At 74.3% G+C, this 24,361-nt stretch carries 24 protein-coding genes and 1 riboswitch; of the genes, 17 read left to right on the forward strand and 7 right to left on the reverse strand.

What is annotated here, in order from left to right; genetic code table 11:
• The first annotated feature begins 2 nt into the window (after positions 1-2).
• Positions 3-1,007: a threonine-phosphate decarboxylase CobD gene (gene cobD / locus GGQ83_RS15905; protein WP_184385781.1), complete on the forward strand. Its 1,005-nt coding sequence runs from the start codon at positions 3-5 to the stop codon at positions 1,005-1,007.
• On the forward strand, positions 1,004-1,963 hold the full coding sequence (gene cbiB, locus GGQ83_RS15910) for an adenosylcobinamide-phosphate synthase CbiB (RefSeq protein ID WP_184385783.1): 960 nt from the start codon (positions 1,004-1,006) through the stop codon (positions 1,961-1,963). The genes cobD and cbiB overlap by 4 nt, the downstream gene beginning before the upstream one ends.
• On the opposite strand, the gene GGQ83_RS15915 is transcribed toward cbiB, so the two are convergent.
• Genes GGQ83_RS15915 through cobU form a run of 3 tightly spaced genes read right to left on the reverse strand, consistent with a single transcriptional unit; the run spans position 1,920 to position 4,509 of the window.
• Positions 1,920-3,404: a cobyric acid synthase gene (locus tag GGQ83_RS15915; RefSeq protein WP_184385785.1), complete on the reverse strand. Its 1,485-nt coding sequence runs from the start codon at positions 3,402-3,404 to the stop codon at positions 1,920-1,922. The two genes, cbiB and GGQ83_RS15915, sit on opposite strands and share 44 nt — an antisense overlap.
• Positions 3,404-4,009 carry a cob(I)yrinic acid a,c-diamide adenosyltransferase gene (gene cobO, locus GGQ83_RS15920; RefSeq protein WP_184385787.1) on the reverse strand — a complete coding sequence of 202 codons (606 nt, stop codon included), beginning with the start codon at positions 4,007-4,009 and terminating at the stop codon, positions 3,404-3,406. The genes GGQ83_RS15915 and cobO overlap by 1 nt, the downstream gene beginning before the upstream one ends.
• A complete protein-coding gene (gene cobU / locus GGQ83_RS15925) occupies positions 4,006-4,509 on the reverse strand; it encodes a bifunctional adenosylcobinamide kinase/adenosylcobinamide-phosphate guanylyltransferase (RefSeq protein WP_311728418.1) in 504 nt (167 codons plus the stop codon). Before cobU ends, cobO begins: the two co-directional genes overlap by 4 nt.
• A 52-nt stretch (positions 4,510-4,561) precedes the next feature.
• Positions 4,562-4,773: riboswitch (cobalamin riboswitch) on the forward strand.
• A 105-nt stretch (positions 4,774-4,878) separates the two neighbouring features.
• On the opposite strand from cobU, the gene GGQ83_RS15930 reads away from it, so the two are divergent.
• From GGQ83_RS15930 to GGQ83_RS15960, 7 genes are read left to right on the forward strand one after another with little or no spacing between them, the layout of a single operon-like run.
• The gene (locus GGQ83_RS15930; RefSeq protein ID WP_207018276.1) at positions 4,879-5,253 is read left to right on the forward strand and encodes a DUF1636 family protein; all 375 of its coding nucleotides are present in this window, start codon (positions 4,879-4,881) and stop codon (positions 5,251-5,253) included.
• The gene (cobW, locus tag GGQ83_RS15935) at positions 5,250-6,293 is read left to right on the forward strand and encodes a cobalamin biosynthesis protein CobW (protein WP_184385791.1); all 1,044 of its coding nucleotides are present in this window, start codon (positions 5,250-5,252) and stop codon (positions 6,291-6,293) included. The genes GGQ83_RS15930 and cobW overlap by 4 nt, the downstream gene beginning before the upstream one ends.
• A 4-nt stretch (positions 6,294-6,297) precedes the next feature.
• Complete coding sequence (cobN, locus tag GGQ83_RS15940) at positions 6,298-9,540, forward strand: cobaltochelatase subunit CobN (protein WP_184385793.1); 3,243 nt, start codon at positions 6,298-6,300, stop codon at positions 9,538-9,540.
• Complete coding sequence (locus tag GGQ83_RS15945) at positions 9,540-10,631, forward strand: precorrin-3B synthase (RefSeq protein ID WP_184385795.1); 1,092 nt, start codon at positions 9,540-9,542, stop codon at positions 10,629-10,631. The genes cobN and GGQ83_RS15945 overlap by 1 nt, the downstream gene beginning before the upstream one ends.
• Positions 10,624-11,250, forward strand: a complete 627-nt coding sequence (locus GGQ83_RS15950) for a precorrin-8X methylmutase (RefSeq protein WP_207018275.1) — start codon at positions 10,624-10,626, stop codon at positions 11,248-11,250. The genes GGQ83_RS15945 and GGQ83_RS15950 overlap by 8 nt, the downstream gene beginning before the upstream one ends.
• Positions 11,247-11,966, forward strand: a complete 720-nt coding sequence (locus tag GGQ83_RS15955) for a precorrin-2 C(20)-methyltransferase (RefSeq protein ID WP_184385799.1) — start codon at positions 11,247-11,249, stop codon at positions 11,964-11,966. The genes GGQ83_RS15950 and GGQ83_RS15955 overlap by 4 nt, the downstream gene beginning before the upstream one ends.
• Positions 11,963-12,718, forward strand: a complete 756-nt coding sequence (locus GGQ83_RS15960; protein WP_184385801.1) for a precorrin-3B C(17)-methyltransferase — start codon at positions 11,963-11,965, stop codon at positions 12,716-12,718. Before GGQ83_RS15955 ends, GGQ83_RS15960 begins: the two co-directional genes overlap by 4 nt.
• On the opposite strand, the gene GGQ83_RS15965 is transcribed toward GGQ83_RS15960, so the two are convergent.
• On the reverse strand, positions 12,691-13,449 hold the full coding sequence (locus GGQ83_RS15965; RefSeq protein WP_184385803.1) for a cobalt-precorrin-6A reductase: 759 nt from the start codon (positions 13,447-13,449) through the stop codon (positions 12,691-12,693). The genes GGQ83_RS15960 and GGQ83_RS15965 overlap by 28 nt on opposite strands.
• Here GGQ83_RS15965 and cbiE point away from each other — a divergent pair.
• Genes cbiE through cobM form a run of 3 tightly spaced genes read left to right on the forward strand, consistent with a single transcriptional unit; the run spans position 13,448 to position 15,809 of the window.
• Positions 13,448-14,668 (forward strand): precorrin-6y C5,15-methyltransferase (decarboxylating) subunit CbiE, encoded by a 1,221-nt coding sequence (gene cbiE, locus GGQ83_RS15970; RefSeq protein WP_184385805.1) that lies wholly within the window; start codon positions 13,448-13,450, stop codon positions 14,666-14,668. The genes GGQ83_RS15965 and cbiE overlap by 2 nt on opposite strands.
• Entirely contained in the window at positions 14,647-15,048 is a 402-nt protein-coding gene (locus GGQ83_RS15975) for a cobalamin biosynthesis protein (protein WP_242535167.1), read from the forward strand. Before cbiE ends, GGQ83_RS15975 begins: the two co-directional genes overlap by 22 nt.
• Positions 15,045-15,809, forward strand: a complete 765-nt coding sequence (gene cobM / locus GGQ83_RS15980) for a precorrin-4 C(11)-methyltransferase (RefSeq protein WP_184385807.1) — start codon at positions 15,045-15,047, stop codon at positions 15,807-15,809. Before GGQ83_RS15975 ends, cobM begins: the two co-directional genes overlap by 4 nt.
• Here cobM and GGQ83_RS15985 read toward each other — a convergent pair.
• The gene (locus tag GGQ83_RS15985) at positions 15,776-16,876 is read right to left on the reverse strand and encodes a cobalt-precorrin-5B (C(1))-methyltransferase (RefSeq protein ID WP_184385809.1); all 1,101 of its coding nucleotides are present in this window, start codon (positions 16,874-16,876) and stop codon (positions 15,776-15,778) included. The genes cobM and GGQ83_RS15985 overlap by 34 nt on opposite strands.
• Before the next feature lie 44 nt (positions 16,877-16,920).
• On the opposite strand from GGQ83_RS15985, the gene cobA reads away from it, so the two are divergent.
• From cobA to GGQ83_RS16010, 5 genes are read left to right on the forward strand one after another with little or no spacing between them, the layout of a single operon-like run.
• Positions 16,921-17,709, forward strand: coding sequence for a uroporphyrinogen-III C-methyltransferase (gene cobA / locus GGQ83_RS15990; RefSeq protein ID WP_311728427.1), 789 nt, complete (start codon positions 16,921-16,923; stop codon positions 17,707-17,709).
• The gene (locus GGQ83_RS15995) at positions 17,710-19,026 is read left to right on the forward strand and encodes a cobyrinate a,c-diamide synthase (RefSeq protein WP_184385811.1); all 1,317 of its coding nucleotides are present in this window, start codon (positions 17,710-17,712) and stop codon (positions 19,024-19,026) included.
• A complete protein-coding gene (cobT, locus tag GGQ83_RS16000) occupies positions 19,023-20,018 on the forward strand; it encodes a nicotinate-nucleotide--dimethylbenzimidazole phosphoribosyltransferase (protein ID WP_184385813.1) in 996 nt (331 codons plus the stop codon). Before GGQ83_RS15995 ends, cobT begins: the two co-directional genes overlap by 4 nt.
• Entirely contained in the window at positions 20,018-20,770 is a 753-nt protein-coding gene (locus GGQ83_RS16005; RefSeq protein ID WP_184385815.1) for an adenosylcobinamide-GDP ribazoletransferase, read from the forward strand. Before cobT ends, GGQ83_RS16005 begins: the two co-directional genes overlap by 1 nt.
• A 2-nt stretch (positions 20,771-20,772) precedes the next feature.
• On the forward strand, positions 20,773-21,303 hold the full coding sequence (locus tag GGQ83_RS16010; protein WP_184385817.1) for a histidine phosphatase family protein: 531 nt from the start codon (positions 20,773-20,775) through the stop codon (positions 21,301-21,303).
• 5 nt (positions 21,304-21,308) lie between these two features.
• Here the strand turns inward: GGQ83_RS16010 and GGQ83_RS16015 are convergent, their stop codons facing one another.
• Together GGQ83_RS16015 and hppD are read right to left on the reverse strand one after the other, a co-directional pair.
• Positions 21,309-23,006: a methyl-accepting chemotaxis protein gene (locus GGQ83_RS16015; RefSeq protein ID WP_184385818.1), complete on the reverse strand. Its 1,698-nt coding sequence runs from the start codon at positions 23,004-23,006 to the stop codon at positions 21,309-21,311.
• A gap of 164 nt (positions 23,007-23,170) precedes the next feature.
• On the reverse strand, positions 23,171-24,262 hold the full coding sequence (gene hppD / locus GGQ83_RS16020) for a 4-hydroxyphenylpyruvate dioxygenase (RefSeq protein WP_184385820.1): 1,092 nt from the start codon (positions 24,260-24,262) through the stop codon (positions 23,171-23,173).
• Positions 24,263-24,361 lie beyond the last annotated feature (99 nt).

Below are 24,361 nucleotides of genomic sequence, written 5' to 3' on the forward strand. Positions count from 1 at the left end.
TGATGGTATTCAATAACGTTGGTGATCCGGCCCCGCCGCATGGCGGCAACCTCGCCGCCGCGCGGCGATGCTTTCCGGGGGCGCCGGAGCCGTTTCTCGACCTTTCCACCGGCATCGCTCCGCGCGCCTATCCGCTGCCGCCTTTGCCGCCGGAAGCCCTGACACGCCTGCCCGAACCCTCCGACCATGCGGCCCTCTGCGCGTTGGCGGCGCGGCGCTGGGGCGTGCCGGCGGGGGCACGGGTGGTGGCCGCCCCCGGCACGCAGATCCTGCTGCCCATGATCGCGGCGCTGCGCCCGCCGGGCGAGGCGCGCATCCTGGGCCCCACCTATGCCGAGCACGCCCGCGCCGCCGCCCTGGCCGGACATGCGGTGCGCGAGGTGCCGGTGCTGGAGGTGCTGACGCCGGCCAGGGTCGTGGTGGTGGTGAACCCCGACAACCCGACCGGCCGCGTGCTGCCCTTTGCCACGCTGGACGCCCTGGCCGCCACCCAGCGCGCCACGGACGGGCTGCTGGTGGTGGACGAAGCCTTCCTGGATGCCGCGCCGGACCTGCCGACCGCCCTGCCGCTGGTGCCTGGGGGCGGGGTGGTGGTGCTGCGCTCCTTCGGCAAGTTCCATGGACTGGCCGGGCTGCGGCTGGGCTTCGCCGTGGCGCCCGAGGCCATCGCGGCCCGGCTGGAGGCGCTGCTCGGTCCTTGGGCCGTGGCGGGGCCGGCCCTGCATGCGGGGCTCGCGGCGCTGGCCGATGAGGGCTGGGCGGCGGCGCAGCGCCAACGGCTCCACGCTGCGTCGGCACGGCTCGATGCGGTGCTGACGGCCGCGGGCCTCGCGGTGCTGGGCGGCACGCCGCTGTTCCGCTTCGTGGCGGCACCCCCCGGCACGGGCGCCCGCCTGGGCCGCGCCGGCATCCTGGTGCGCGAATTCCCCCATTGGCCAGATCGGCTGCGCCTGGGCCTGCCGCCCGACGAGGCCGGCTTCGCGCGGCTGGCCGCTGCGCTGGCGTGAGCGGGCTTGCCCTTCTCGCGCTGCTGATCGAGGCCGCCATCGGCTATCCGCAGCGCGTGGTGGACCGCATCGGCCACCCCGTCATCTGGATCGGCCGGCTGATCGCGGCCATGGATCGCGGCTGGAACCAGGCGGCGCGCAGCTTCGCCGCGCGGCGCGCGGCGGGGGTCGTGGCGCTGCTCGTGCTGGTGCTGGTGGCTGGCGGCGTGGGCCTCGCGCTGCAATGGGCACTGCTGGCGCTGCCCCTGGGCCTGCTGGTGTTGGCGCTGATCGCCAGCAGCCTGCTGGCGCAGCGCAGCCTGCACGAACATGTGGCGCGCGTGGCTGCCGCGCTGGAACAGGGCGGGCTGGAGGCGGGTCGCGAGGCCGTCTCGCACATTGTGGGCCGCGACCCGCTCTCGCTGGACGAGGCCGGCGTGGCGCGTGCGGCGATCGAGAGCCTCGCGGAAAACTTCTCCGACGGCGTCACGGCGCCGGGCTTCTGGCTGGCGTTCGGCGGGCTGCCGGGCGCGGCCATCTACAAGGCGGTCAACACCGCCGACAGCATGATCGGCCATCGCACCGCCCGGCACGAGGCCTTCGGCTGGGCCTCGGCCCGCTGCGACGATGTGCTGAACCTGCCGGCCTCGCGCCTGACGGGCCTCGCCATCATCGCCGCGGCCGCGCTGCTGCCGGGGATGGATGCGCGCGGCGCCTGGCGCGCCATGTGGCGCGATGCGAAGCGCCACCGCTCGCCCAATGCCGGCTGGCCCGAGGCCGCCATGGCGGGCGCGCTCGGCCTCGCGCTCGCCGGCCCGCGCCGCTATGGCGGGGTGCTGGTGGAGGATGCCTTCATGGGCGATGGGCGGCGCGAGGCCAGTGCCGCCGACATTCGCGCCGCACTTCGCCTCTATCGCCTGGCGGATGCCCTGCTCATCGCCCTGCTGGCGCTGGCCTTCCTCGCGCTGCAAGCCTAAGCAGCGCGTCGAGGTCGAGATGCGCTTCCAGGTGCGCGGCCAGCGCATCCAGCGCCGCCTCCACCTCCGCCTCGTGGTCGAGGCGCGGGGCGCCGGCGTCGAAGCGGGCGAGCCAGGCCGCGCGCTGCGCCGTGCTGCCGAACAGGCCGTGAATGTAGGTGCCGGTGACGCGCCCGTCGGCCGTTACGGCGCCCTCCGCGCCGCCTTCCTCCAGCGTGGCGAAGGGACGCGTGCGCGCGGGGCCATCGGTGCGGCCCATGTGCATCTCGTAGCCGGTGAGGGATGCGCCGTCATGGCTGTGGCCGCGCACGGGCACCAGGCGCTTCTCGCCCGACAGCACCGTGTCCACCGCGAGCAATCCGAGGCCCGGCGCGGTGCCGGGCGGGCCTTCCACGCCGTCCGGGTCGGCCACCGTGCGGCCCAGCATCTGGTAGCCGCCGCACAGCCCCAGCACATGCCCGCCGCGCCGCAGGTGTGCCGCGATGTCCACGTCGAAACCCGCCACGCGCAGCGCGTGCAGGTCGGACAGGGTGGACTTGGAGCCGGGGATGATGACGAGCTGCGCGTCGCCCGGCAGGGCTTGGCCGGGGCGCACGCGGATGACTTCCACTTCGGGCTCGGCGACCAGCGGGTCCAGGTCGTCGAAATTGGCGATCGCGGGCAGGATGGTCACGGCCACGCGCAGCTTGGCCCCTGGCTTGCGCGCGAGGGGGTGGTCCAGCGCCAGCGCATCCTCGGCCGGCAGCTTCGCGGCATCGGGCAGGTGGGGCACGAGGCCCAGCGCCGCCCAGCCCGTGCGCGCCGCGATCAGCGCCATGCCGTCCGCGAACAGCGAAGGATCACCCCGGAAGCGGTTGACGAGGAAGCCGCCGATCATCGCCGCGTCGGTGGGTTCCAGCACCGCATGGGTGCCGACGAGCGCCGCGATGACGCCGCCACGGTCAATGTCGCCGATCAGCACCACGGGCACGTCCGCCGCGCGCGCGAAGCCCATATTGGCGATGTCATTGGCGCGGAGATTGACCTCGGCGGCACTGCCGGCACCCTCGACCAGGACGATGTCGGCCTCGGCGCGCAGGCGGGAAAAACTGTCCAGCACGGCGGCCATGAAGCCGGGTTTGAGGCGCTGATATTCCGCCGCCCGCGCCTGGCCCATGACGCGCCCCTGCACGATGATCTGCGCGCCCACCTGGCTTTGCGGCTTCAGCAGCACGGGGTTCATGTGGACCGAGGGCGCCACCCTGGCCGCCCGCGCCTGAAGCGCCTGCGCGCGGCCGATCTCGCCGCCATCGGCGGTGACGGCGGCGTTGTTGCTCATGTTCTGCGGCTTGAAGGGGCGCACCCGGAGGCCCCGCCTTGTGAAGGCCCGCGCCAGCCCGGCCACGATCAGCGACTTGCCGACGTCGGAGCCGGTGCCCTGGAACATCAAGGCGAGCGACATCAGAACTCGATGCCCTTCTGCGCCTTCACGCCCGCGGCGAAGTGGTGCTTCACGGCACCCATCTCGGTGACGAGGTCGGCCGCCTCGATCAGCGCGGGCTTCGCGTTGCGGCCGGTGACGACCACGTGCAGCAGCGGGCGCCGTGCGGCGAGGTCGGCCAGCACGCCCTCCAGCGGCAGGTAGTCATAGCGCAGGGCGATGTTCAACTCGTCCAGCAGCACCAGGTCCAGCGCCGGGTCTACCAACATGGCGCGCGCCATCTCCCAGGCGCGGGCGGCGGCCGCCACGTCGCGCGCGCGGTCCTGGGTTTCCCAGGTGAAGCCCTCGCCCATGGAATGCCAGCGCACGCGCTCGCCGAACTGGGTCAGCGCCGCGCGCTCGCCCGTCTCCCAGGCGCCCTTGATGAACTGCACCACGCCCACGCGCCCGCCCGCGCCCAGCATCCGCAGCGCGAGCCCGAAACCGGCGGTGGACTTGCCCTTGCCCGGCCCGGTGTGGACGATCAGCAGGCCCTTCTCCGTGATGGTCTTCGACGCCACCTCGGCGTCCTGCACGGCCTTGCGCGCGGCCATCTTGGCGCGGTGGCGCGCTTCCTCGTCATTCATGGCTTCACCCGCAGCGGAACGCCGGCCACCACCAGCTCCACATGGTCCGCCAGCGCGGCCATGCGTTGGTTCAGCACGCCTTGCGCATCGCGGAAGCGGCGGCCGAGCGGGGTGGCGGGCACGATGCCCTGGCCCACCTCGTTCGAGACCAGCACCACCGTCCCCGTGCGGGCGCGCAGCGCGGCCTCAAGGGCGTCCGTCGCGGCGCCAATATCCGCCTCGGCCAGCATCAGGTTGGACAGCCACAGCGTCAGGCAATCCACCAGCACGGGCGGGCGGGCGCGGGACAGGACTTCCGGCAAGTCGCGCGGGGCGTCCAGCGTCTCCCACCCCGCCTGGCGCCGGGCGCGATGGGCCGCGATTCGCGCTTCCATCTCCGCGTCGAAAGCCTCGGCGGTGGCGATATAGGTCCAGGGCGGGGGCAGGACGGTGAGGATGGCCTCCGCGCGGCGGCTCTTGCCCGACCGCGCGCCCCCCAGGATCAATGTCAGGCTGTTCACGCCGCGATCATGCCCCAGGACAGCGTGATTGACACGCCCCGCGTCACCCCCCTTGATAGGCCGGTTCGAAGGTTCCCCAGGGATGGGGATGAAAAGGGAATCCGGAGCGGGCCATGGGCCCGAGGCCGGAGCTGCCCCCGCAACTGTGAACGGTGAGCGGGCATCACATGTCACTGGGCGAAGCCATCGCGAGATGGGGCCCGGGAAGACGATGCCCCGCGGTGATCCGTGAGCCAGGAGACCTGCCCGCGAACACAGAATGCGCCGGGCGGGGTGCCTCGGGGCAGGGCCATGTTGGCAGGGGCGTGCGGTGACGCGCGCGCCTTGGATGCACCCTTTCGCCCTGTTGTGGGGCCGGAGCATCCGCGCGTGTCCTCCGACGTCGTGATCTTCGTCTGCACGAGCTGCAAGCGCGAGGGCGATGCGCCCGACGCTCCCCGCGCCGGCGCCGCCCTGGGCGAGGCCGTGGCAGTGGCCGGCCCGCACCGCGTGCAGTTCGTGAAGTGCCTGTCCAATTGTTCGCGCGGACCTTCGGCGGCGCTCGTCCGGCCTGGTGGCTGGAGCTACGTCTTCGGCAAGCTGGAAGTGGAAGGCTCGCCCGAGGCGCTGCACGAGGGCGCGGCCCTGCTCGGCGCCTCCGAGGACGGCACCATGCCCTGGAACTCCCGTCCCGACATCCTGAAGCGCCAGATGATCGCGCGCATCCCCCCCTTCGACTTCACCCCCGCGGAGAGCGCGCCATGAGCGGCCAGAGCCTCGACAAGATCCCCTGCACCATCGTCACGGGCTTCCTGGGTGCGGGGAAGACCACGCTGATCCGGCATCTGCTGGAGAACCCGGGCGGGCGGCGCATCGCCGTCATCGTGAACGAGTTTGGCGATATCGGCATGGATGCCGAAATCCTGCGCGGCTGCGGCGTGGAGGCCTGCGCCGAGGCCGACATCGTGGAGCTTGCCAATGGCTGCATCTGCTGCACCGTGGCCGATGACTTCGTGCCCACACTGGACAAGCTGCTGGCGCGAACCCCCCGCCCGGACCACATCCTGATCGAGACCTCGGGCTTGGCACTCCCCAAGCCGCTGGTGCAGGCCTTCCACTGGCCCGCCATCAAGGGGCGCGTGACGGTGGACGGCGTGGTGGCCGTGGTGGATGGCGCCGCACTTGCCGAAGGCCGCGTCGCGCATGACGAGGCCGCACTCGCCGCCCAGCGCGCGGCCGACCCCTCGCTCGACCATGACGACCCGGTGGAGGAGGTGTTCGAGGACCAGGTGGCCTGCGCCGACCTGATCGTGCTGACCAAGGCCGACCTGCTGGACGAGGCCGGGCTGGTCCGCGCCCGTGCCGCCCTGGGCGCCGCCCTGCCGCGCCCCATCGGCGTGCTGGAGGCACAGTCTGGCCGCATCTCGCCCGCGCTGCTGCTGGGCCTGGGCCTCGCCACCGAGGCCGAGATCGAGGCCCGCCGCACCCATCACGACAATGAGGAGGACCACGACCACGAGGATTTCGCCTCCGTGGTCCTGCCGCTGCCGGAGGTGACGGAGGCCAACACCCTGGCACAGCGCGTCGCCGCCGCCTGCGCGGTGCCGGGCGTGCTGCGCGCCAAGGGCTTCGCGGCCGTGCAGGGCAAGCCCATGCGTCTGCTGGTGCAGGCGGTGGGCCAGCGCGTCGGCCATCATTTCGACCGCCCCTGGGCGCCGGGCGAGGCGCGTTCGGGGCAGCTGGTCGTGCTCGGGCTGCATGGCTTCGACGCGGCGGCGGTGGCGGAGGCGCTGGCCGCGCCCTGATGCCATGCACCTGCTGAACACCTCCACCGCGACGCTGGACGAGCAGACGGAGCCCGTGGATCTCCGCCAGCCGCCCGCGCCCATGGCGGTGCTCAGCTTCACCGACAGCGACCTTGCGGGCCTCGCCGCCGCCTGGGAGGCGGAGCGCGACATCCTGCCCGCGCTGCGCCTGGTGCCGCTGCGGGAATTGCGCCACCCGATGTCGGTGGACCTGTGGCTGGACCGCACGGCGGCGGGGGCCCGCATCATCGTGCTGCGGCTGCTGGGCGGCCTCGACTGGTGGCGCTATGGCGCTGAGCAATTGGCCGCCTTCTGCCGCGCGCGCGGCATCGCGCTGGCCGTGCTGCCCGGCGAGGACCGCGCCGATGATCGCCTGCCCGCCCTCTCCACCCTGCCGGCGAAGGAATGCGCCGCGCTGCTGGAAGGGTTCCGCGCCGGCGGGGTGGCGGCGCTGCGCGGCGTGCTTCGGCGCATGGCCGGGCATTGCGGGGTGGCGCTGGACGCCCCGCCCGCCCAAGCCCTGCCGCCCGCCGGTCTCTGCGCGGAATGGCCCGTGCCGGACGGCACGCGGCCCGTGGTGCCCATCATCTTCTACCGCTCCATGCGGCTGGCGGAGGACATGGCGCCCGTCACCGCCCTGGCCGAGGCGCTGGTGGCACAAGGCGCGGCCCCCGTGCCCATCTTCGTGGCCAGCCTGAAGGAGCCGCATTCGGTCACCTTCCTGCGGGACGCATTGCCGCGCCTCGGCCCCGCCCTGATCGTCTCCTGCACCGCCTTCGCGGAGGGGCAGGCGCAGCCGGTCCTCGCCGCCTGCGGCGCGCCCGTGATCCAGGCCGTCATCGCCACCACCGCGCGCGCGGCCTGGACGGGCGGCGCGCGCGGGCTGGGCGCCGCCGACCTCGCCATGCATGTCGTGCTGCCGGAGCTGGACGGGCGCGTGCTGGGCGGGGCCATCGGCTTCAAGGACGCCGCGCCCAGCGCGCCGGAACTGGGCTTCACCCGCCAGATCAACCGCGCCGAGCCCGACCGCGTGGCGCAGTTGGCCGCGCGCGTCATGGCCCTGCTGCGGTTGCGCGCCACGCCGCCGGCCCAGCGGCGCCTCGCGGTGCTGCTGCCCGACTATCCGGGGGCGGGCGGGCGCACGGGCTATGCGGTGGGGCTCGATGTGCCGGCCAGCGTGCTGGCGCTGCTGGCGGATTTGCGGGCCGCGGGCTACGACACGGGCACGCCGCCCGCCTCGCCGCGCGCCCTGCTCGACGCCCTGGCCGAGCCTTCCGCCACCTGGCCCCTGGCGGACTACGCCGCGCCGCCCGACGAGGCCTGGGGCGCACCCGAACACGACCCGGACGCAACCGATGGCGCCTTCCGCTTCCGCGCCCTGGAATGCGGCAACATCCTGCTGGCCGTGGCGCCTGACCGTGGCCGCGCTGCCGACCGCCGCGCCACCTATCACGACCCCGCCTTGCCGCCGCGCCACGCGCTGCGCGCCTTCGGCCTCTGGCTGCGCCGCGCGCGCGACGTCCACGCCGTCATCCACATGGGCGCGCACGGCACGCTGGAATGGCTACCGGGCAAGGCCGTGGCGCTGACGTCCGAGTGCTACCCCGAGCGCGTGCTGGGCGCGCTGCCCGTGGTCTATCCCTTCCTCGTCAGCAATCCTGGCGAGGCCGCCCAGGCCAAGCGCCGCATCGCCGCCGTGACACTCGGCCATCTGCCACCGCCCCTCACCACGCCCGCCCTCGCGCCTGAGCTGCACGACCTCGACCGGCTGCTCGACGAATTCGCGGCCGCCGATGGTATGGACCGCCGCCGCCGCGAACGCCTCGCGCAGCTCATCCAGGAGAAGGCCGCGGCGGTGCCGACGCTGCCGGCCTTGCCGGACGATGCCGACGAACGCCTGCGCGCCCTGGACGCCTGGATGTGCGACGTGAAGGAACTCGCGCTCCAGGACGGGCTGCACATCTATGGCCGCGCCGCCCCCGGCGCCGGGGCCGAGCAGGAAGCCTGCGCGGAGGCCGAGCGCGCCGGGCTTCTCGCGGCGCTCGACGCAAGCCACATCCCGCCCGGCCCAGCCGGCGCCCCCGCGCGCGGCCGGCGGGACGTGATGCCCACTGGCCGCAACCTCGCCACCACCGACCCGCGCGGCCTGCCCACGCCGACCGCCATGGAGCTCGGCCGGCTGGCGGCGGCCGAGGCGCTGCGCCTCTATGCGCAGGAGCATGGCGAGATGCCGCGCCGCCTGGTGCTGGACCTCTGGGGAAGCGCCACGCTGCGCACCGGTGGCGAGGAGGTCGCGCAGGGCCTTGCTCTGCTGGGCTGCACCCCGGTCTGGGAGGCCGCGACCGGCCGTGTCACCGGCATCGAGGTGCAGCCGCCTGCCGTGCTGGGCCGCGCGCGCGTGGACGTGACCTGGCGGATCTCCGGCCTGTTCCGTGACCTGTTCCCGGCGCAGATCGCGCTGCTGGACGCGGCCGTGCGGGCGGTTGCCGCACGCGACGAGAGTGCCGAGGAAAACCCGCTCGCCGCCGCGCGCGTGGCGGGCGAACCGCTCGCGCGCATCTTCGGCACGGCCCCCGGCGCCTATGGCGCGGGGGTGGAGGACGCGCTCTCCTCCGGCGACTGGACGGCGCGGGAGGAATTGGGCCGCGCCTATCTCGCCGCCGCCTCGCACCGCTATGGCGGGCCGGGCGGCGACGCGGTGCCGGATGCGGGCTTCGCCACCCGCGTGGCCCTGGCCGACGCGCTGCTGCACACGGGCGACGACCCGGCGCGCGACCTGTTGCAGGGCGGCGCGGATGTCGCGCATCTGGGTGGCTTCGTGGCGGCGGCGGCGTCGCTGGGCGCCACGCCCGCGCTGATCACGCTGGACACCACCAACCCCGCCCGCCCGCGCGCCCGCGGATTGGAAGATGCGTTGCGCCGCCTCGTGCTGGGCCGCGCCGTGGACCCGCGCTTCATCGCCGGCCAGATGCGCCACGGCCCGCGCGGGGCTTCCGAACTGGCCGAGACGGTGGACCGGCTGGTGGCCTTCGCGGAGACGACGCAAGCGGTGGACAGCGTCCTGCTGGACCGCATCCACGCCGCCTATGTGCGGGACGCTACGGTGCGCGACTTCCTGCGCCGCGAGAATCCGGCCGCCGCGCGCGCCATCGCGCTGCGCCTCTCCGATGCGCTGCGGCGCGGCCTCTGGCATCCGCGCCGCAACTCGACTTCGGCCGAACTGGCCCTGCTGACGGAGCCCACCTGATGCGCCGCGGGGCCTGCCCGAGCCTGGACACCCCCATGGAGACGGGCGATGGGCTGCTCGCCCGCCTGCCCCCCGCCACCATGTCGCCCGCTTCCTGGGTGGCGCTGGCCGAGGCCGCCCGGCGCGCGGGCAACGGGCTGCTCGACATCACCGCGCGGGGCAGCGTGCAGTTGCGTGGGCTGCGCGCCGAGACGCTGGACCTCGCGACGGAACTCGTGCCGGCGGACTGGCCGCGCGGCGCGCTGGTGATGACTTCGCCCCTGGCCGGCGAGGCGCTGGACGAGGTGCGCGACCCCCGCCCGCTCGCCGCGCGCCTGGCCGCCGCCGCACCGCCAGGCCTGCCGCCCAAGGCCACGGTGCTGGTGGATGGCGGCGGCGCCCTGCATTTGGCGGCCGAGGCCGCCGACCTGCGCCTTGTGGCATGGTCCGAGGGCTGGCGGATCGGCCATGGCGCGGAATGGCTGGGCGTGGCCGGGGAGGACGACGCTTTCGTCATCGCGCTGGACCTGCTGCGCGCCATGGCGCGCGATGGCACCCGCGTGCCGGCCGGGGGCATGGCGGCGGTGGCCGCCCCCGAGCCCATCGGCCTGCACCGGCTGCGCGACGGCGTGGCGCTGGGCCTGGGCCTGCCCTTTGGGCGGGTGGACGCGGACACTCTCATCGCCCTGGCCGAAGCCAGCGGCGCCCGCGCCCTGCGTGGCGCGCCCGGCCGCGCCCTGCTGGCCATCGGCGTGCCCGACGCCGACGCGCTGCGCCGCCACGCCGCCACGCTCGGCTTCATCACCGACCCGGCCGACCCGCGCCGCCGCGTCGTCGCCTGCCCGGGCGCGCCCGGCTGCGCGTCGGCGCTGACGGAGACCCGGGCGTTCGCCACGACCCTGGCACCCCTGGTGCCGGTCGGCGCGCTGCTGCACGTCTCGGGCTGCGCCAAGGGCTGCGCGCATCCCCGCGCGGCCACCCGCACCCTCGTCGGCATGGCGCGGGGGCTGGGCTTGATCCGGCGCGGAAGGGCGGGCGACACAGTGGCGGACATGCTCGACCCCCAGGATGCACGCGCCGCGCTGGCGCGGGAGTTTGCCGCCCATGCATGACTACATCCGCGACGGTGCGGCGATCTACCAACGCTCCTTCGCCATCATCCGCGCCGAGGCCGACCTCTCGCGCTTCGCGGCCGACGAGGAGGATGTCGCGGTCCGCATGATCCATGCCTGCGGGCTGGTCGAGGCCGCGGCCCATTTCGCCTTCGCGCCCGGCTTCGTCGCCGCCGGGCGCGGTGCCTTGCAGGAAGGTGCCGCCATCCTCTGCGACGCCGAGATGGTGGCGCGCGGCGTCACCCGCGCCCGCCTGCCCGCTGACAACGCCGTGATCTGCACCCTGCGCGACCCGCGCGTGCCGGAGATGGCGGCGCGCATCGGCAACACGCGCTCGGTCGCCGCCATGGCGCTGTGGGAGGCGCATCTGGCGGGCAGCGTCGTCGTCATCGGCAATGCGCCCACCGCGCTGTTCCATCTGCTGGACATGATCGAGGCCGGTGCACCGCGCCCCGCCGCCATCATCGGCATGCCGGTGGGCTTCGTGGGCGCCGCCGAATCCAAGGAGGCGCTGATGGCCGCGCCCTACGGCATCCCCTGGGCGGTGGTGCGCGGGCGCATGGGGGGCAGCGCCATGGCGGCGGCCGCGCTGAACGCGCTGGCGAGGCCCGGGCTGTGACAGGGCGGCTCTATGGGCTGGGCCTCGGCCCTGGCGATCCGGAACTGCTCACGCTGAAGGCCGCGCGGCTGCTCGATGCCGTGCCGGTCGTGGCCTATTTCGCGAAGCAGGGCAGCCCGAGCAACGCACGCGCCATCATCGCGGATCGGCTGCGGCCGGGCGTGATCGAACTGCCGTTGCACTACCCCGTCACCACCGAGATTCCGCGCGCGGACCCTCGCTATCGTGATGCCCTGGACGCCTTCCACGACGCGGCCGCCGCCGACATCGCGGCGCATCTCGAAGCCGGGCGCGACGTTGCGGTGGCGAGCGAGGGGGATGCGCTGTTCTACGGCTCCTACATGCACCTCCATGTGCGGCTGGCGCACCGCTTCCCGACCGAGGTGGTGCCCGGCATCACCGCCATGTCCGGCGCCTGGGCGCTGGCCGGGTTGCCCATCGCCCAGGGCGATGACGTGCTGACGGTGCTGCAGGGCACGCTGGACGAGGACGCGCTGACCGCGCGCCTGCGCGGCACCGAGGCCGCCATCATCATGAAGCTCGGCCGCAACCTGCCGCGCGTGCGCGCCGCGCTGGCGCGTGCGGGGCGCCTGGATGCGGCCTTCTATGCCGAGCGCGTGGGCACGCCCGCCCAGCGCGTGCTGCGCCTGGTGGACCGTGACGAAGCGCCCGCGCCTTACTTCTCCCTGATCCTCGTGCCCGGCTGGGCGCGATGAGCGGGCGGCTGGACGTGGTGGGCATCGGGCCTGGCGAGGCGGCGCTGGTGACGCCCGCCGCCAGCGCGGCGCTGGCCCAGGCGCAGCTTCTCTACGGCTATGGCCCCTATCTCGACCGCGTGCCCGCGCACCCCGGACAGTCCCGCCACGCCAGCGACAACCGCGAGGAGATGGACCGCGCCGCCGCCGCGCTGGACGCCGCCGCCGCCGGCGCGCGCGTGGCCATGGTGACGGGCGGCGACCCCGGCGTCTTCGCCATGGCCGCCGCGGTGTGCGAGGCCATCGAGCACGGCAAGCCGGACTGGCGCGCGCTGGAAGTGCAGGTCCATCCCGGCATCACCGCCATGCTGGCGCTGGCGGCACGGGCCGGCGCGCCGCTCGGGCATGATTTCTGCGCCATCTCGTTGTCCGACAACCTCAAGCCCTGGGAGGTGGTGGAACAACGCCTGGCCGCCGCCGCCGGGGCGGGCTTCGCCATCGCGCTCTACAATCCCATCAGCCGGGCGCGGCCCTGGCAGCTGGGCGCGGCCTTCGCCTGCCTCTCGCGCCATCTGCCGCCCGAGGTGCCGGTCATCTTCGGCCATGCCGTGGCCCGCGCGGCGGAGCAGGTGGTGATCGCCCCTCTGGCCGAGGCCGCCACCCAGCCCGCCAGCATGGCGAGCTGCATCATCATCGGCACGCGGCAGACGCGGGTGGTGCCGCGCGCGGGCCTCGCGCCGCTGGCCTATACGCCGCGCAGGTTCAGCGCATGAGAGAGCCAGTCCAGCGCGGCCTGCACATTTGTCACCCGCGGCGCATCGGGCGGCGCGGGGCGTTGCAGCACCAGCACAGGCAGGCCGCGCGCGCGGGCGGCGACCAGCTTGGCGTGGCTGGCCGTGCCGCCGCTGTTCTTGCAGACGATGACCTCGATGCCGTGCGCGTCCAGCAGCCGCGCCTCATCCTCCAGCGTGAAGGGGCCGCGCGCGGTCAGGCAGGTCACCTCCGGCATGGGCGGGGGCGGTGTGATGGGGTCCACGCTGCGGATCAGGTAGCGGTGTTGGGGTGCCATGGCGAAGCCTGCCACCTCCTGCCGGCCCAGCGCCAGGAAGACGCGGCGGGGTGCGGCCCCCAGCGCGGCGCAGGCGGCGGCCACGTCGGCCACGGGGCGCCAGTCATCGCCGGCTTCCGGCACCCAGGCGGGGCGCGCCAGGCACAGCAGGGGCACGCCCGCGCGCCGCGCGGCCAGGGCCGCATGGGCCGAGATGCGCGCGGCATAGGGGTGCGTCGCGTCCAGCAGCGCCGCCACGCGGTGTTCGCGCAGCCAGGCTTCCAGCCCCTCCGCGCCGCCGAAGCCGCCCACCCGCACCGGCACGGGCATGGCCACCGGGCGTTGCGTGCGGCCGGCCAGCGAGAGGGTCACGTCGAGATCACCGCGCGCGGCCAAGGCTTCGGCCAGGAGCCGCGCCTCGGTGGTGCCGCCCAGCAGCAGGAGGTGGGGTCGCATGGATGAGGCTTCGCGCGCCGCGCCCTGGTTGTCCATCATCGGCATCGGCGAGGATGGGTTGGCGGGGTTGGGCACGGCCGCCCTCGCTTACCTGGCCGGCGCCGAGACCGTGTTCGGGGGCGCGCGGCATCTGCGCCTCGCGGCCGGGGGGATCACGGGGGAGGCGCAAACCTGGCCCTCGCCCTTCAGCGTGGCGCCTGTGCTGGCCCTGCGCGGGCGGCGCGTGGCGGTGCTGACCTCGGGCGACCCCATGTGGCACGGCGCCGGCGCCAGCCTGCTGCGCGAGATCCCGGCCGAGGAGGCGCGGGTCTTCCCCCATGCCTCCGCCGCAAGCCTTGCCGCCGCGCGGCTGGGCTGGCCGCTGGCGGAGGTGACCACGCTCTCCCTGCACGGCCGGGACATGGCCCTGCTGCGCCCGCATCTGCACCCCGGCGCGCGGCTGATCCTGCTCACCAGCGGCGCCGAGGCGCCGGCCGCCATCGCCGCCCTGCTGGCGGGCCTGGGCTTCGGCGACAGCCGGCTGGCGCTGCTGGAGGCGCTGGGCGGGCCGGAGGAGCGCCTCCGCACCGCGCGTGCCGCGGGCTTCGCCCTGGCCGCGCCGCACCCGCTGAACACCTTGGCGGTGGAGGTGGTGGCGGCGCCGGATGCCACCTGGCTGCCGCGCGCCCCCGGCCTGCCGGATGCCCTGTTCGAGCATGACGGGCAGCTCACGAAGCGAGAGGCGCGGGCACTGGCCTTGTCCGCCCTGCGCCCCTTCCCGGGCGGGCTGTTGTGGGATGTGGGGGCAGGTGCTGGCTCCATCGGCATCGAATGGATGCTGGCGCATCCCGCCTGCCGCGCCATCGGCATCGAGGCACGGGCGGACCGTGCCACGCGCGCCGCCGCCAATGCCGCGGCGCTGGGCGTGCCCGGCCTGCGCCTGGTGGTGGGCGAGGCGCCAGCCGCGCTGGCCGGCCTGCCCGCGCCCGATGCCATCTTCCTGGGCGGTGGCGCCAATGACCCCGGCGTGTTCGACGCGGCGCTGGAAGCGCTCAAGCCGGGCGGCGTCTTCGTGGCCCATGCCGTGACGCTGGAGACCGAGGCCCTGCTGCTGGCCCGCCACGCCGCGCTGGGCGGCGAGATGCTGCGGATCAACCTCGCCCGCGCCGAGGCGGTGGGGTCCATGACCGGCTGGCGCGCGGCCATGCCCGTGACCCAATGGATCTGGCGCAAGCCATGATGGTGGCGGGTTTGGGCTGCCGGCGCGGCGCGCCGGCCGAGGATGTGCTGGCGGCCATCACCTACGCCCTCTCGGTGGCGGGGCGCGAGGCGACGGGCCTCGCCCGGCTGGCCACCAGCGCGGCCAAGGCGGGCGAGCCCGGCCTGCGCCACGCCGCTGCGGTGCTGGGGTTGGAGTTGCTTTCTCTGCCGGAGGCCGCGCTGCACGCCGCCGCCCCGCATTGTCTGACCCGATCGGCCCGCGCGCTGGAGGCCACCGGCCTGCCCTCCCTGGCCGAGGCCGCGGCCCTGGCCGGGGCGGGGGAGGGGGCCCGGCTGCTCGGCCCCCGCGTCGCCGCCGGGCGGGCCGCCACCTGCGCCCTGGCGGAGTGCCTGCCATGACCGTCCATTTCATCGGCGCCGGGCCGGGTGCGGCCGACCTGCTGACGCTGCGCGGGCGGGACATCCTGGCACGCTGCCCCGTCTGCCTCTACGCCGGCTCCATCATCCCGCGCGAGATGCTGACGCATTGCCCGCCCGATGCGCGGCTGGTGGACACGGCGCCGATGACCCTCGACGAGATCGAGGCCGAATGCGTGACCGCACACGCAGCGGGGCAGGATGTGGCGCGGCTGCATTCCGGGGACCTCTCGATCTATTCCGCCATCGCCGAGCAGAAGCGGCGGCTGGAGGCGCGCGGCATTCCTGTCAGCCTCACGCCCGGCGTGCCGGCCTTCGCCGCCGCGGCGGCCCTGCTGGGGCGGGAACTGACCGTACCGGCGCTGGCCCAATCGGTGGTGCTGACGCGGATGCCGGGCCGGGCCTCGCCGATGCCGGAGGGCGAGAAGCTTGCCAGCTTCGCGGCGACCGGGGCCACGCTGGCGATCCATCTCGCCGTGCCGCAGCTCGCGCGCATCGTGGAGGAATTACTCCCCTTCTACGGCGCCGATTGCCCCGTGGCCGTGGTGGTCCGCGCCTCCTGGCCCGATGAACAGGTGTTTCGCGGCAGGCTAGCCGACATCGCGCCACAGGTCGCGGCGGCGGGGGTGGAGCGCACGGCGCTGATCCTGGTGGGGCCGGCGCTGGCACCGGAGGATTTTCGCGAGAGCGCCCTCTACGCGCCCGATTATCAGCGCCGCTTCAAGGGCAGGGAGGGGCTGTGACCCACCGCCGCGAAATCCGCCCGGCCTACCAGCCGGCCCGTGCGGTCGAAGACCACGATCTCCAGCTCGGTGGGCGCGGGAACCAGCGCCTCTGCCGCCACGGCCCAGGCGCGGGCGGCGATGGCATCGCCCAGCGGTTGGCCGGCCGCCTCCGCGATCTGGAAGGCCTCGGCCACCGTGTTCGCGGCGGCGATGCGTGCGGCCAGCGCTACGTCGGGCAGCAGGGCGCCGAGCGCGCCAAGGTCCGCCTCGCCCCGCTTGGAATGCAGGTCGAGCCGCCTCTGCGCCAGCTTGGTCATCTTGGCGACGCCGCCCGCCACGGTCACACGCGCGACGGGATGGCGGCGGAGGTATTTCAGCATGCCGCCCACGAAATCACCCATCTCGATCAGCGCCACATCCGGCAGGCCGTGCAGCTTTCGCACCGCGGCCTCCGAGGCGCTGCCGGTGCTGCCCGCCACATGCGCGATGCCCATGGCGCGCGCCACATCCACGCCGCGATGGATGGAATCGATCCAGGCCGCGCAGGAATAGGGGATGACGATGCCCGTGGTGCCCAGCACCGACAGCCCGCCCAGGATGCCGAGCCTGCCGTTCAGCGTGCGCTCGGCCAGCCTCTCGCCATCGGCGATGGAGATTTCCACCTCGGCATCCGGCGCGGGCGAGACCTCCTCCAGCGCCGCCCGGATCATGGCGCGGGGCCCTGGGTTGATGGCGGGCTCGCCGGGCGGCAAAGGCAGGCCGGGACGGGTGATGGTGCCGACACCCGGCCCCGCGCGGAAACGCAGCCCCGCGCCGCGCGCCAGCGGCCGCACCGTGACCAGGATCAGCGCGCCATGGGTCACGTCGGGGTCATCCCCCGCATCCTTCACGATGGCGGCCAGCGCGCCGCCCTCCATAAGCTCAGCGCGGGCCAGGGCGAAGGCGGGGGTCTCCCCGCCAGGCAGGCGGATGGTCACGGGGTCGGGGAAGTCCCCATGCACCAGGGCGGCATAGGCGGCCTTGGCCGCGGCCGTGGCACAGGCGCCGGTGGTCCAGCCGCGGCGCAGCGTCTTGCCCTCATCCATGGCGGCTTCGGTAGCGCGGCGCCCTGCCCCGCGATAGGCCCGGCGTGAACGCGGACGCCCTTGCCGCGCTGCTCGCCCGCACCCGCCGCATGGCGCCGGGCGAGGTCTGGCTCGCCGGTGCGGGCCCCGGCGACCCCGGCCTGCTGACACTGGAGGTGCTGGGCGCGCTGGGCCAGGCCGACATCATCATCCATGACGCGCTGATCGAGGCCGAGGTGCTGGCGCTGGCCCGCCCCGGCGCCGAGCTCGTCTTCGTGGGGAAGCGCGGCGGCCGACCCTCGGCCCGCCAGGCGGAAATCACGGCCCTGCTGGTGGCCGAGGCGCGCGCCGGCCGCCGCGTGCTGCGCCTCAAGGGTGGCGACCCCTTCGTGTTCGGCCGGGGCGGGGAGGAGGCGGTGGCGCTGGCCGAGGCCAACATCCCCTTCCGCGTGCTGCCGGGGCTGACCTCGGGCCTCGCCGCCATGACGGCGGCCAGCATCCCGGCCACGATGCGCGAGACCAACCAGGCCATCATCCTCGCCACCGGCCATGCCGCCGACACCTCCCAGGCGCCGGACTGGGCGGCGCTGGCGCGCACCGGCCAGCCCATCCTGCTCTACATGGCGACCCGAACGCTGCCGGCCATCGTGGCCGCGCTTCTGGAGGGTGGGCTGCCGCCGGCCACGCCCGCCGCCGTGGTGGTGGGGGCGACGACGCCCGACCAAGCGGTGATCGTGACGCGGCTGGACGCGCTGGCGGAGATGGACATTCCCTCGCCCGCCATCATCGGCATCGGCGCCATCGTGGCGGTGCGCGAACGCCTGCTGGCCCATGCCGGAAGGCTGCTGGCCTGAATGCGCGGCCTGGTTATCGCCGCCCCGCGCTCCGGCGCGGGCAAGACCACGGTGACGCTGGGACTGCTGGCGGCCCTCGCCGCGCGGGGCGTGGCCGTGCGGGCGGCCAAGATCGGGCCGGACTACATCGACACGGGTTTCCACGCCGCCGCCACGGGCCGGCCGGGCATGAACCTCGACAGCTGGGCCATGCCGGAGGCGCTGCGCGATGCCCTGCTGGCCGAGGCCGCGCACGGCGCCGACCTGCTGTTGGCCGAGGGCGCCATGGGCCTCTTCGACGGCATCCCGGGGCCGGAGGGGCAGCGCGGTTCCGCGGCCGATCTCTGCGCGCGGCACGGGCTGCCGGTGCTGCTGCTGCTGGATGTGGGTGGGCAGGCGCAGACGGCCGCCGCCATGCTGCGCGGCTTCGCCACCCATGACCCGGCCGTGCGGATCGCGGGCGTGGTGCTGAACCGCCTGGGCAGCCCCCGCCACCGGCGCCTGGTGGAGGAGGCGATGGCGCCGCTCGGCATTCCCGTGCTGGGGGGCATTCCCAAGGACGCGCCGCCCGCCTTGCCCGAACGCCATCTGGGCCTCGTCCAGGCCGAGGAACACCCGGCCCTGGCCGAGGCGCTGTCGCGGCTCGCCGCCATGGCCGAGGCGCATCTGGACCTGGAGGGCATCCTGGCCGCCGCGGCACCGCTGCGCCTGCACCCTGGCCGCGCGGTGGCTTTGCGCCCACCGGGGCAGCGCATCGCGCTGGCGCGGGATGCCGCCTTCTCCTTCGTCTATGGGCATGTTCTGGCGGGCTGGCGGGCGGCCGGGGCGGAGGTTGTTCCGTTCTCGCCGCTGGCTGACGAGGCGCCGCCGCCCGGTTGCGATGCCTGCTGGCTGCCCGGCGGCTACCCGGAACTGCACGCCGCGCGCCTTTCCGCGGCCACGCGCTTCCGCGCGGGGCTCACCGCCTTCGCCGCCACCCGCCCGGTGCATGGCGAGTGCGGCGGCTACATGGTGCTGGGCCAGGCGCTGACCGATGCGGCCGGGCAGACCCATGCCATGGCGGGGCTGCTCGGCCATTCCACCAGCTTCGCCACGCGGCGGCTGCACCTGGGCTACCGCCGCGCGCGGCTGCTGGCGGATGGGGTGCTGGGCGCGGCCGGCCGGCATCTGCGCGGCCATGAGTTCCACTATGCCACCGAGGCGAACCCCGGCACCGATGCGCCCTTCGCCGCGCTGCAGGATGGCGAGGGGCGCGACCTCGGCCCGGCCGGCGGACGGCGTGGCCATGTCTCGGGCAGCTTCTTCCACATGATCGCCGAGGAGGGCCCCGCCCCATGACCACCGATGCCAAGACCCGCCTCGACGCGCTCGCCAAGCCCCCCGGCAGCCTGGGCAAGCTGGAACGCCTGGCGCTGCGCCTCGCCGCCACCCAGGGGCGGCTCGACCCGCGCACGCGCCCCCGCCGCCTGGTCATCTTCGCCGGCGATCATGGCGTGGTGGCGGATGGGGTGGGGCTTTGGCCCTCCGCCGTCACGGGTGCCATGATGCGGCTGATGCGCGAGGGGCGTTCCTCGGCCAGCGCGCTGGGCCGCGCGGCGGGGGCGGAGTTCCTGCTGGTGGATGCGGGCTCGCTCACCGAGGGCCTGGCGCCGGGGCCGGGCTTCCTCGATGCGCGGGTGGGTCGCGGCACGGCGAGCCTCGCCCATGGCCCCGCCATGTCGGTCGCCGAGTTCGACGCCGCCTGGGCATTGGGCGCGCGCGTGGCCGCCGAGGCCGCCGGCCAGGGCATCGCCGTGCTGGCGCTGGGCGAGATGGGCATCGGCAACACCACCGCCGCCGCCGCCCTGGGCGCGCTGCTGACGGGCGAGGCGCCCGAGGCCATGGTCGGCCCCGGCGCGGGCGCCAGCCCGGAAAGCCTTGCCCGCAAGCGCGCCGTGGTGGCCGCCGCCGTGGCGCGTGCGCGGGCCGAACCCGACCACCGTGCCGCCATCGCGGGCCTGTGCGGCTACGAGATCGCGGCGCTGGCCGGCTGCATCGCGGAGGGCAGCCGGCACCGCCTGACCGTGGTGCTGGACGGGCTGATCGTGGGCGCCGCGGCCCTGGTGGCCCAGCGCCTCCACCCCGGCGCGTTGGATGGCGCCATCGCCGCGCATGTCGGCGCCGAGCCCGGCCATGCGCGGATGCTGGCGACGCTGGGCCTCGAACCCTTCCTCGACTGGGAATTGCGCCTGGGCGAGGGCAGCGGGGCCGCGCTGCTGCTGCCCCTGCTGGATGGCGCCGCCGCTCTGCTGACCGAAGTCGCCACGCTGGCGGAAGTCACGGGCGGCTGATGCGCGACTGGGTGCAGCCCCTGGCGCTGGCGCTGCGCTTCCTCAGCCGCCTCTCATTTCCTGGCGAGGACATGGCGCGCTTCCAACGCGACCTGCCGCGCGGGCTGATGTTCTTCCCGCTGGCGGGCGCGCTGCTGGCGGGGCCGACGGCGCTGGTGCTGCTGGGCGCGGCGCAGGTGTTTCCGCTGTATCTCGCGGTCCTGCTGGCGCTGGGCTTCGACGCTTGGCTGGGGCGCGGGCTGCACGAGGACGCGCTGGCCGATCTCTGTGACGGGCTGGGCGGCGGCCGCACGCCGGAGGACGTTCTCCGCATCATGAAGGACAGCGCCATCGGCGCCTTTGGCGCGCTGGCGCTGGGCTTCGCCCTGGTGTTGCGGGCGGCCGCGCTGGTGGCGCAGGACGACCCCTGGCGCGCGGCGCTGGCGCTGGTGGTGGCCGGCGCCGTGGCACGGCTGCTGATGCTGGCCGTGATCTGGCGCGTGCCGGCCCTGCCGGGGCTGGGCGGCAGCGTGGCGGGGGCGATGGACGGGCGGCGCTTCGCCCTGGCGGTTCTGCTGGCGCTGCCGGTGCTGGGGGTGGGGGGCTGGCTCTCGCCCGGCGGCATGGCGCTCGCGCTGCTGGGCGCCGCCGCCTTCTTCATCTGGTATCGCGCACTGCTGCTGCGCCGCCTGGGCGGGGCCAATGGCGATGCCATGGGCGCCGCCGCCTGCGCCGGTCTGGTGATGGTGCCGCTGGGTTTCGCCGCGTGGTGATCATGCTGCGCCACACCGAGGTGGCCGCGCATTGGCGCGGGCGCTGCTATGGCGCGCGTGATGTGGGGCTGTCCGCGCAAGGCCGGGCCGCCGCGCGTCATCTGGCCGCGACGCTGGAGGGGCCGGGCATCACGCGGGTGCAGGCTTCGCCGCTGCGGCGCGCGCGGTTCCTGGGCGGGCTGCTGGCCAGGCGCTTCGGCCTGCCGCTGGAGATCGTGCCCGCCTTGGCCGAACGCGACTTCGGCGACTGGGAAGGCCAGTCCTGGGACGCCATCCATGCCGCCCATGGCGACGCCATGATGGGGATGATCGAGGCGCCCGGCAGCTTCCGCCCGGGTGGCGGCGAGACCACCCTGGAACTCGCCGCACGGATCGAAGCCTGGTTCGCCGGGCTGCCGCCGCATGAGGGCACGCTCGCCATCACCCATGGCGGGCCGGTGGCCGCCTTGCGCGGTCGGTTGGCGGGCCAGCCGGTGCGCGGCTGGCTGGCCCTGGTGCCCGCGCTGGGCGAGGCGGTACGCCTGCCCGGCTGACCCCGCTACGCCGCCTGCAGGCGCGCCACCAACCGACCGACCTCGGCCTGGAGCATCTCGCCCTGGCGGGCCACGCCCTCGGCACCCGTGCGAAGTTCCTGCAGGGCGCCCGTGGTCTCGCTGATGCCCTCGTTCACGCGCTCGACCTGCTGGGACACCGCGCCCGTGCCGGCCGCGGCCTCGCCCACATTGCGCGCGATCTCGCGCGTGGCCGCGCCCTGTTCCTCCACCGCCGCGGCGATGGCGGCCGCGATCTCGCTGGAGCGTTCGATGGTGACGCCGATGGTCTTGATGGCGTCCACGGCCTGACCCGTCGCGCCCTGCATCTCCGCGATCTGGCGCGCGATCTCCTCGGTGGCCTTGGCGGTCTGGCCGGCCAGGCTCTTCACCTCGCTCGCCACCACGGCGAAGCCCTTGCCCGCCTCGCCGGCGCGGGCGGCCTCGATGGTGGCATTCAGCGCCAGCAGGTTGGTCTGGCCCGCGATGTCGCCGATCAGCCGCACCACCTCGCCGATGCGGCTCGCCGCCTCCGCCAGGGTGCGCATGGTGCCATCCGTGGCCTGCGCCTCGTCCGAGGCCTGCCGCGCCACCGAGGCCGCCTCGGCCACCTGCCGCGTGATCTCCGCGACGGAGGAGGCCATCTGCTCGGCCGCCGCCGCCACGGCCTGGACATTGGTGCTGGCCTGGGCGGCGCCCTCGGCCGACGCGCCCGCCTGTTCGGCGGTGCGGTCCGCGAGGCCCGCCAGGCTGTCCACCGTGGCCTGCAACTCGGTCGCGGCGCCGGACAGCGTCGTGCTCACCCCGCCCACGGTGCGCTCCAGCTCCACGGCCATGGCGCGCTGCGCGGCGCGGCGTTCCTCCTCGGTGCGGAGGCGCGTGGTTTCGGCCTCGGCCTCCAGCGCACGTGCGCGGGACGAATTCTCCTTCAGCACCGCCACGGCGCGGGCCAGCGTGCCGATCTCGTCGCGCGTCGCCGTGCCGGTCACCTCCACCGCGAGGTCCCCTTCGGCAATGCGCGCGACCTGGCCCGACAGCTGCGACACCGGCCGGGCGATGCCGCGCGCCAGCGAAAGCCCGGCCAGCAGCGCGAAGAGCGCCGCGAGGCCCGTGCCCAGCATCAGGGCGAGGCGCGCCTCGGCATAGGCGGCATTGGCGGCGGCGCTTCGGACGTCGAGCAGTCCGCGTTCCAGCGAGGCGATCTCATTCGCCTTGGCGCGCACCGCGTCCATCGCGGCCTTGCCTGCGCCGTCTTCCTCCATGCGGCGCGCCTCGCGGCGCGAGGCCTCGTCGCCCCGCGCCATCAGGTCGATCTGCCGGCCGGCATGGCCCTCGGTCCAGCTGCGCGCGGCGCGGTCGAGTTCGTCCAGGCGCACCTGCTGCGCGGGGTTGTCGGCGGTGAGGCGACGGATGTTGGCCAGCGCCTCGGCATAGCCGCGCCGCCCCGCGTCGAAGGGTTCGAGGAAGGCACGGTCGCCGTTCAGCAGGTGCCCACGCACCCCCGTCTCCTGGTCCACCATGGCGGCCACCAGGCGATCGGCCTGGGCGAGCACACGATAGGTGTGGCGGTTCCAGTTCGTCGCCGTCTCGATGTCGGCCAGGCGGAACCAGGTGACGATCCCCGCGCTGGCGGCGGCGAGGATGACCACCAGGAAGGCCGCGGTGAGTTTGCGGCTGATGGAGAGGTCGTTGAGACGACGGAGCATGTTCATCGGGCAGGTCCCCAGGTGGAGGGCCGAGCCGCGCAGTGGAACCTTTGGTGGTTCGGCCGCGCGGCCGGGCCGGCGCGGGCACCCTTGCCGTTCCGTATGAAAAGACAATTAATCTCGGCGCGGTCACGCGGGACCGCGCCGATGGCAGGCGGTTCGACCTACCCCGCCAGAACGCCGCGCCGCACCTGGTCCAGCTCGATGGATTCGAAAAGGGCGCGGAAATTGCCCTCGCCGAAGCCCTGATCGCCCTTGCGCTGGATGAGCTCGAAGAAGATCGGCCCGATGACGGTGTGGGTGAAGATCTGCAAGAGCCGCCCGCCGGAGGGGGAGCCATCCATCAGGATGCGGTTGGCGGCCAGGCGCGCGATGTCCTCGCCCGTGCCGGGCAGGCGCTGGGGCAGCAACTCGTAGTAGGTTTCGGGCGTGTCGAGGAAGCCCACGCCCTGCGCGCGCAGCCCCTCCACGCTGGCGTGGATGTCGGTGGTGCCCATGGCGATGTGCTGGATGCCCTCGCCCCCATAGGCGCGCAGGTATTCCTTGATCTGCGACTTGTCGTCGCTGCTCTCGTTGATGGGGATGCGGATCTGGCCGCAGGGGCTGGTCATGGCCTTGGACTTGAGGCCGGTCAGCTTGCCCTCGATGTCGAAGTATCGGATCTCGCGGAAGTTGAAGAGGCGCTCGTAGAAGCCGGCCCAGGCGTCCATGCGGCCGCGGTGGACGTTGTGGGTGAGGTGGTCGATCACCGTCAGCCCCTGGCCCGCGGGGTTGGGGTCCATGCCCTCGATGGGCCGGAAATCCACGTCATAGATGGAGCCCTTCGGCCCGTAGCGGTCCACGAAGTAGATCAGGGACCCGCCGATGCCCTCGATGGCGGGGATGTTCAGTTCCATCGGCCCCACGCGGCCGTGGAAGGGGCGGGCGCCCAGCGTCAACGCGCGGTCCCAGGCGGCCGCCGCATCGGCCACTCGGAAGGCCATGGCGCAGGCCGAGGGCCCGTGCACCCGGCCGAAGGATTGCGCGAAGCTGGCGGGCTCGGCGTTGAGCAGGAAGTTCACGTCGCCCTGCCGCCACAGCGTCACGTCCTTGCTGCGGTGCCGGGCCACGGCGGTGAAACCCATGCGGGTGAAGACCTGGCGCAGATGCTCGGTGTCCGGCCCGGTGAATTCCACGAATTCGAAGCCATCCGTGCCCATCGGGTTCTCGGCGCTGACGACGCCGGCGAGGGCGGTGCGGTCGGGGGGGATGTCCATGGACGTTTCCTTGGGGTTTCCCTCCCTGTCTAGCGAAGCGGGGGGAGGGTTTTCCGCCTTTCTCCATGCCATATTGCCCTCTCGGCGGTGAGAATCCGC

The sequence above is a fragment of the Roseococcus suduntuyensis genome (assembly GCF_014196305.1).
Taxonomy (GTDB): domain Bacteria; phylum Pseudomonadota; class Alphaproteobacteria; order Acetobacterales; family Acetobacteraceae; genus Roseococcus; species Roseococcus suduntuyensis.

What these genes read in the sequence shown, in the direction of transcription:
- GGQ83_RS16005 (WP_184385815.1), top strand. Translation starts at nt 20,018, where the DNA reads ATGCGCGACTGGGTGCAGCCCCTGGCGCTGGCGCTGCGCTTCCTCAGC.
- cobT (WP_184385813.1), top strand. Translation starts at nt 19,023, where the DNA reads ATGACCACCGATGCCAAGACCCGCCTCGACGCGCTCGCCAAGCCCCCC.
- cobM (WP_184385807.1), top strand. Translation starts at nt 15,045, where the DNA reads ATGACCGTCCATTTCATCGGCGCCGGGCCGGGTGCGGCCGACCTGCTG.
- GGQ83_RS15975 (WP_242535167.1), top strand. Translation starts at nt 14,647, where the DNA reads ATGGATCTGGCGCAAGCCATGATGGTGGCGGGTTTGGGCTGCCGGCGC.
- GGQ83_RS15950 (WP_207018275.1), top strand. Translation starts at nt 10,624, where the DNA reads ATGCATGACTACATCCGCGACGGTGCGGCGATCTACCAACGCTCCTTC.
- GGQ83_RS16015 (WP_184385818.1), bottom strand. Translation starts at nt 23,006, where the DNA reads ATGCTCCGTCGTCTCAACGACCTCTCCATCAGCCGCAAACTCACCGCG.
- cobN (WP_184385793.1), top strand. Translation starts at nt 6,298, where the DNA reads ATGCACCTGCTGAACACCTCCACCGCGACGCTGGACGAGCAGACGGAG.
- GGQ83_RS15985 (WP_184385809.1), bottom strand. Translation starts at nt 16,876, where the DNA reads ATGGATGAGGGCAAGACGCTGCGCCGCGGCTGGACCACCGGCGCCTGT.
- GGQ83_RS15960 (WP_184385801.1), top strand. Translation starts at nt 11,963, where the DNA reads ATGAGCGGGCGGCTGGACGTGGTGGGCATCGGGCCTGGCGAGGCGGCG.
- GGQ83_RS15945 (WP_184385795.1), top strand. Translation starts at nt 9,540, where the DNA reads ATGCGCCGCGGGGCCTGCCCGAGCCTGGACACCCCCATGGAGACGGGC.
- cobW (WP_184385791.1), top strand. Translation starts at nt 5,250, where the DNA reads ATGAGCGGCCAGAGCCTCGACAAGATCCCCTGCACCATCGTCACGGGC.
- GGQ83_RS15965 (WP_184385803.1), bottom strand. Translation starts at nt 13,449, where the DNA reads ATGCGACCCCACCTCCTGCTGCTGGGCGGCACCACCGAGGCGCGGCTC.
- GGQ83_RS16010 (WP_184385817.1), top strand. Translation starts at nt 20,773, where the DNA reads ATGCTGCGCCACACCGAGGTGGCCGCGCATTGGCGCGGGCGCTGCTAT.
- cobO (WP_184385787.1), bottom strand. Translation starts at nt 4,009, where the DNA reads ATGAATGACGAGGAAGCGCGCCACCGCGCCAAGATGGCCGCGCGCAAG.
- cobD (WP_184385781.1), top strand. Translation starts at nt 3, where the DNA reads ATGGTATTCAATAACGTTGGTGATCCGGCCCCGCCGCATGGCGGCAAC.
- GGQ83_RS15915 (WP_184385785.1), bottom strand. Translation starts at nt 3,404, where the DNA reads ATGTCGCTCGCCTTGATGTTCCAGGGCACCGGCTCCGACGTCGGCAAG.
- GGQ83_RS15995 (WP_184385811.1), top strand. Translation starts at nt 17,710, where the DNA reads ATGCGCGGCCTGGTTATCGCCGCCCCGCGCTCCGGCGCGGGCAAGACC.
- hppD (WP_184385820.1), bottom strand. Translation starts at nt 24,262, where the DNA reads ATGGACATCCCCCCCGACCGCACCGCCCTCGCCGGCGTCGTCAGCGCC.
- cbiE (WP_184385805.1), top strand. Translation starts at nt 13,448, where the DNA reads ATGGATGAGGCTTCGCGCGCCGCGCCCTGGTTGTCCATCATCGGCATC.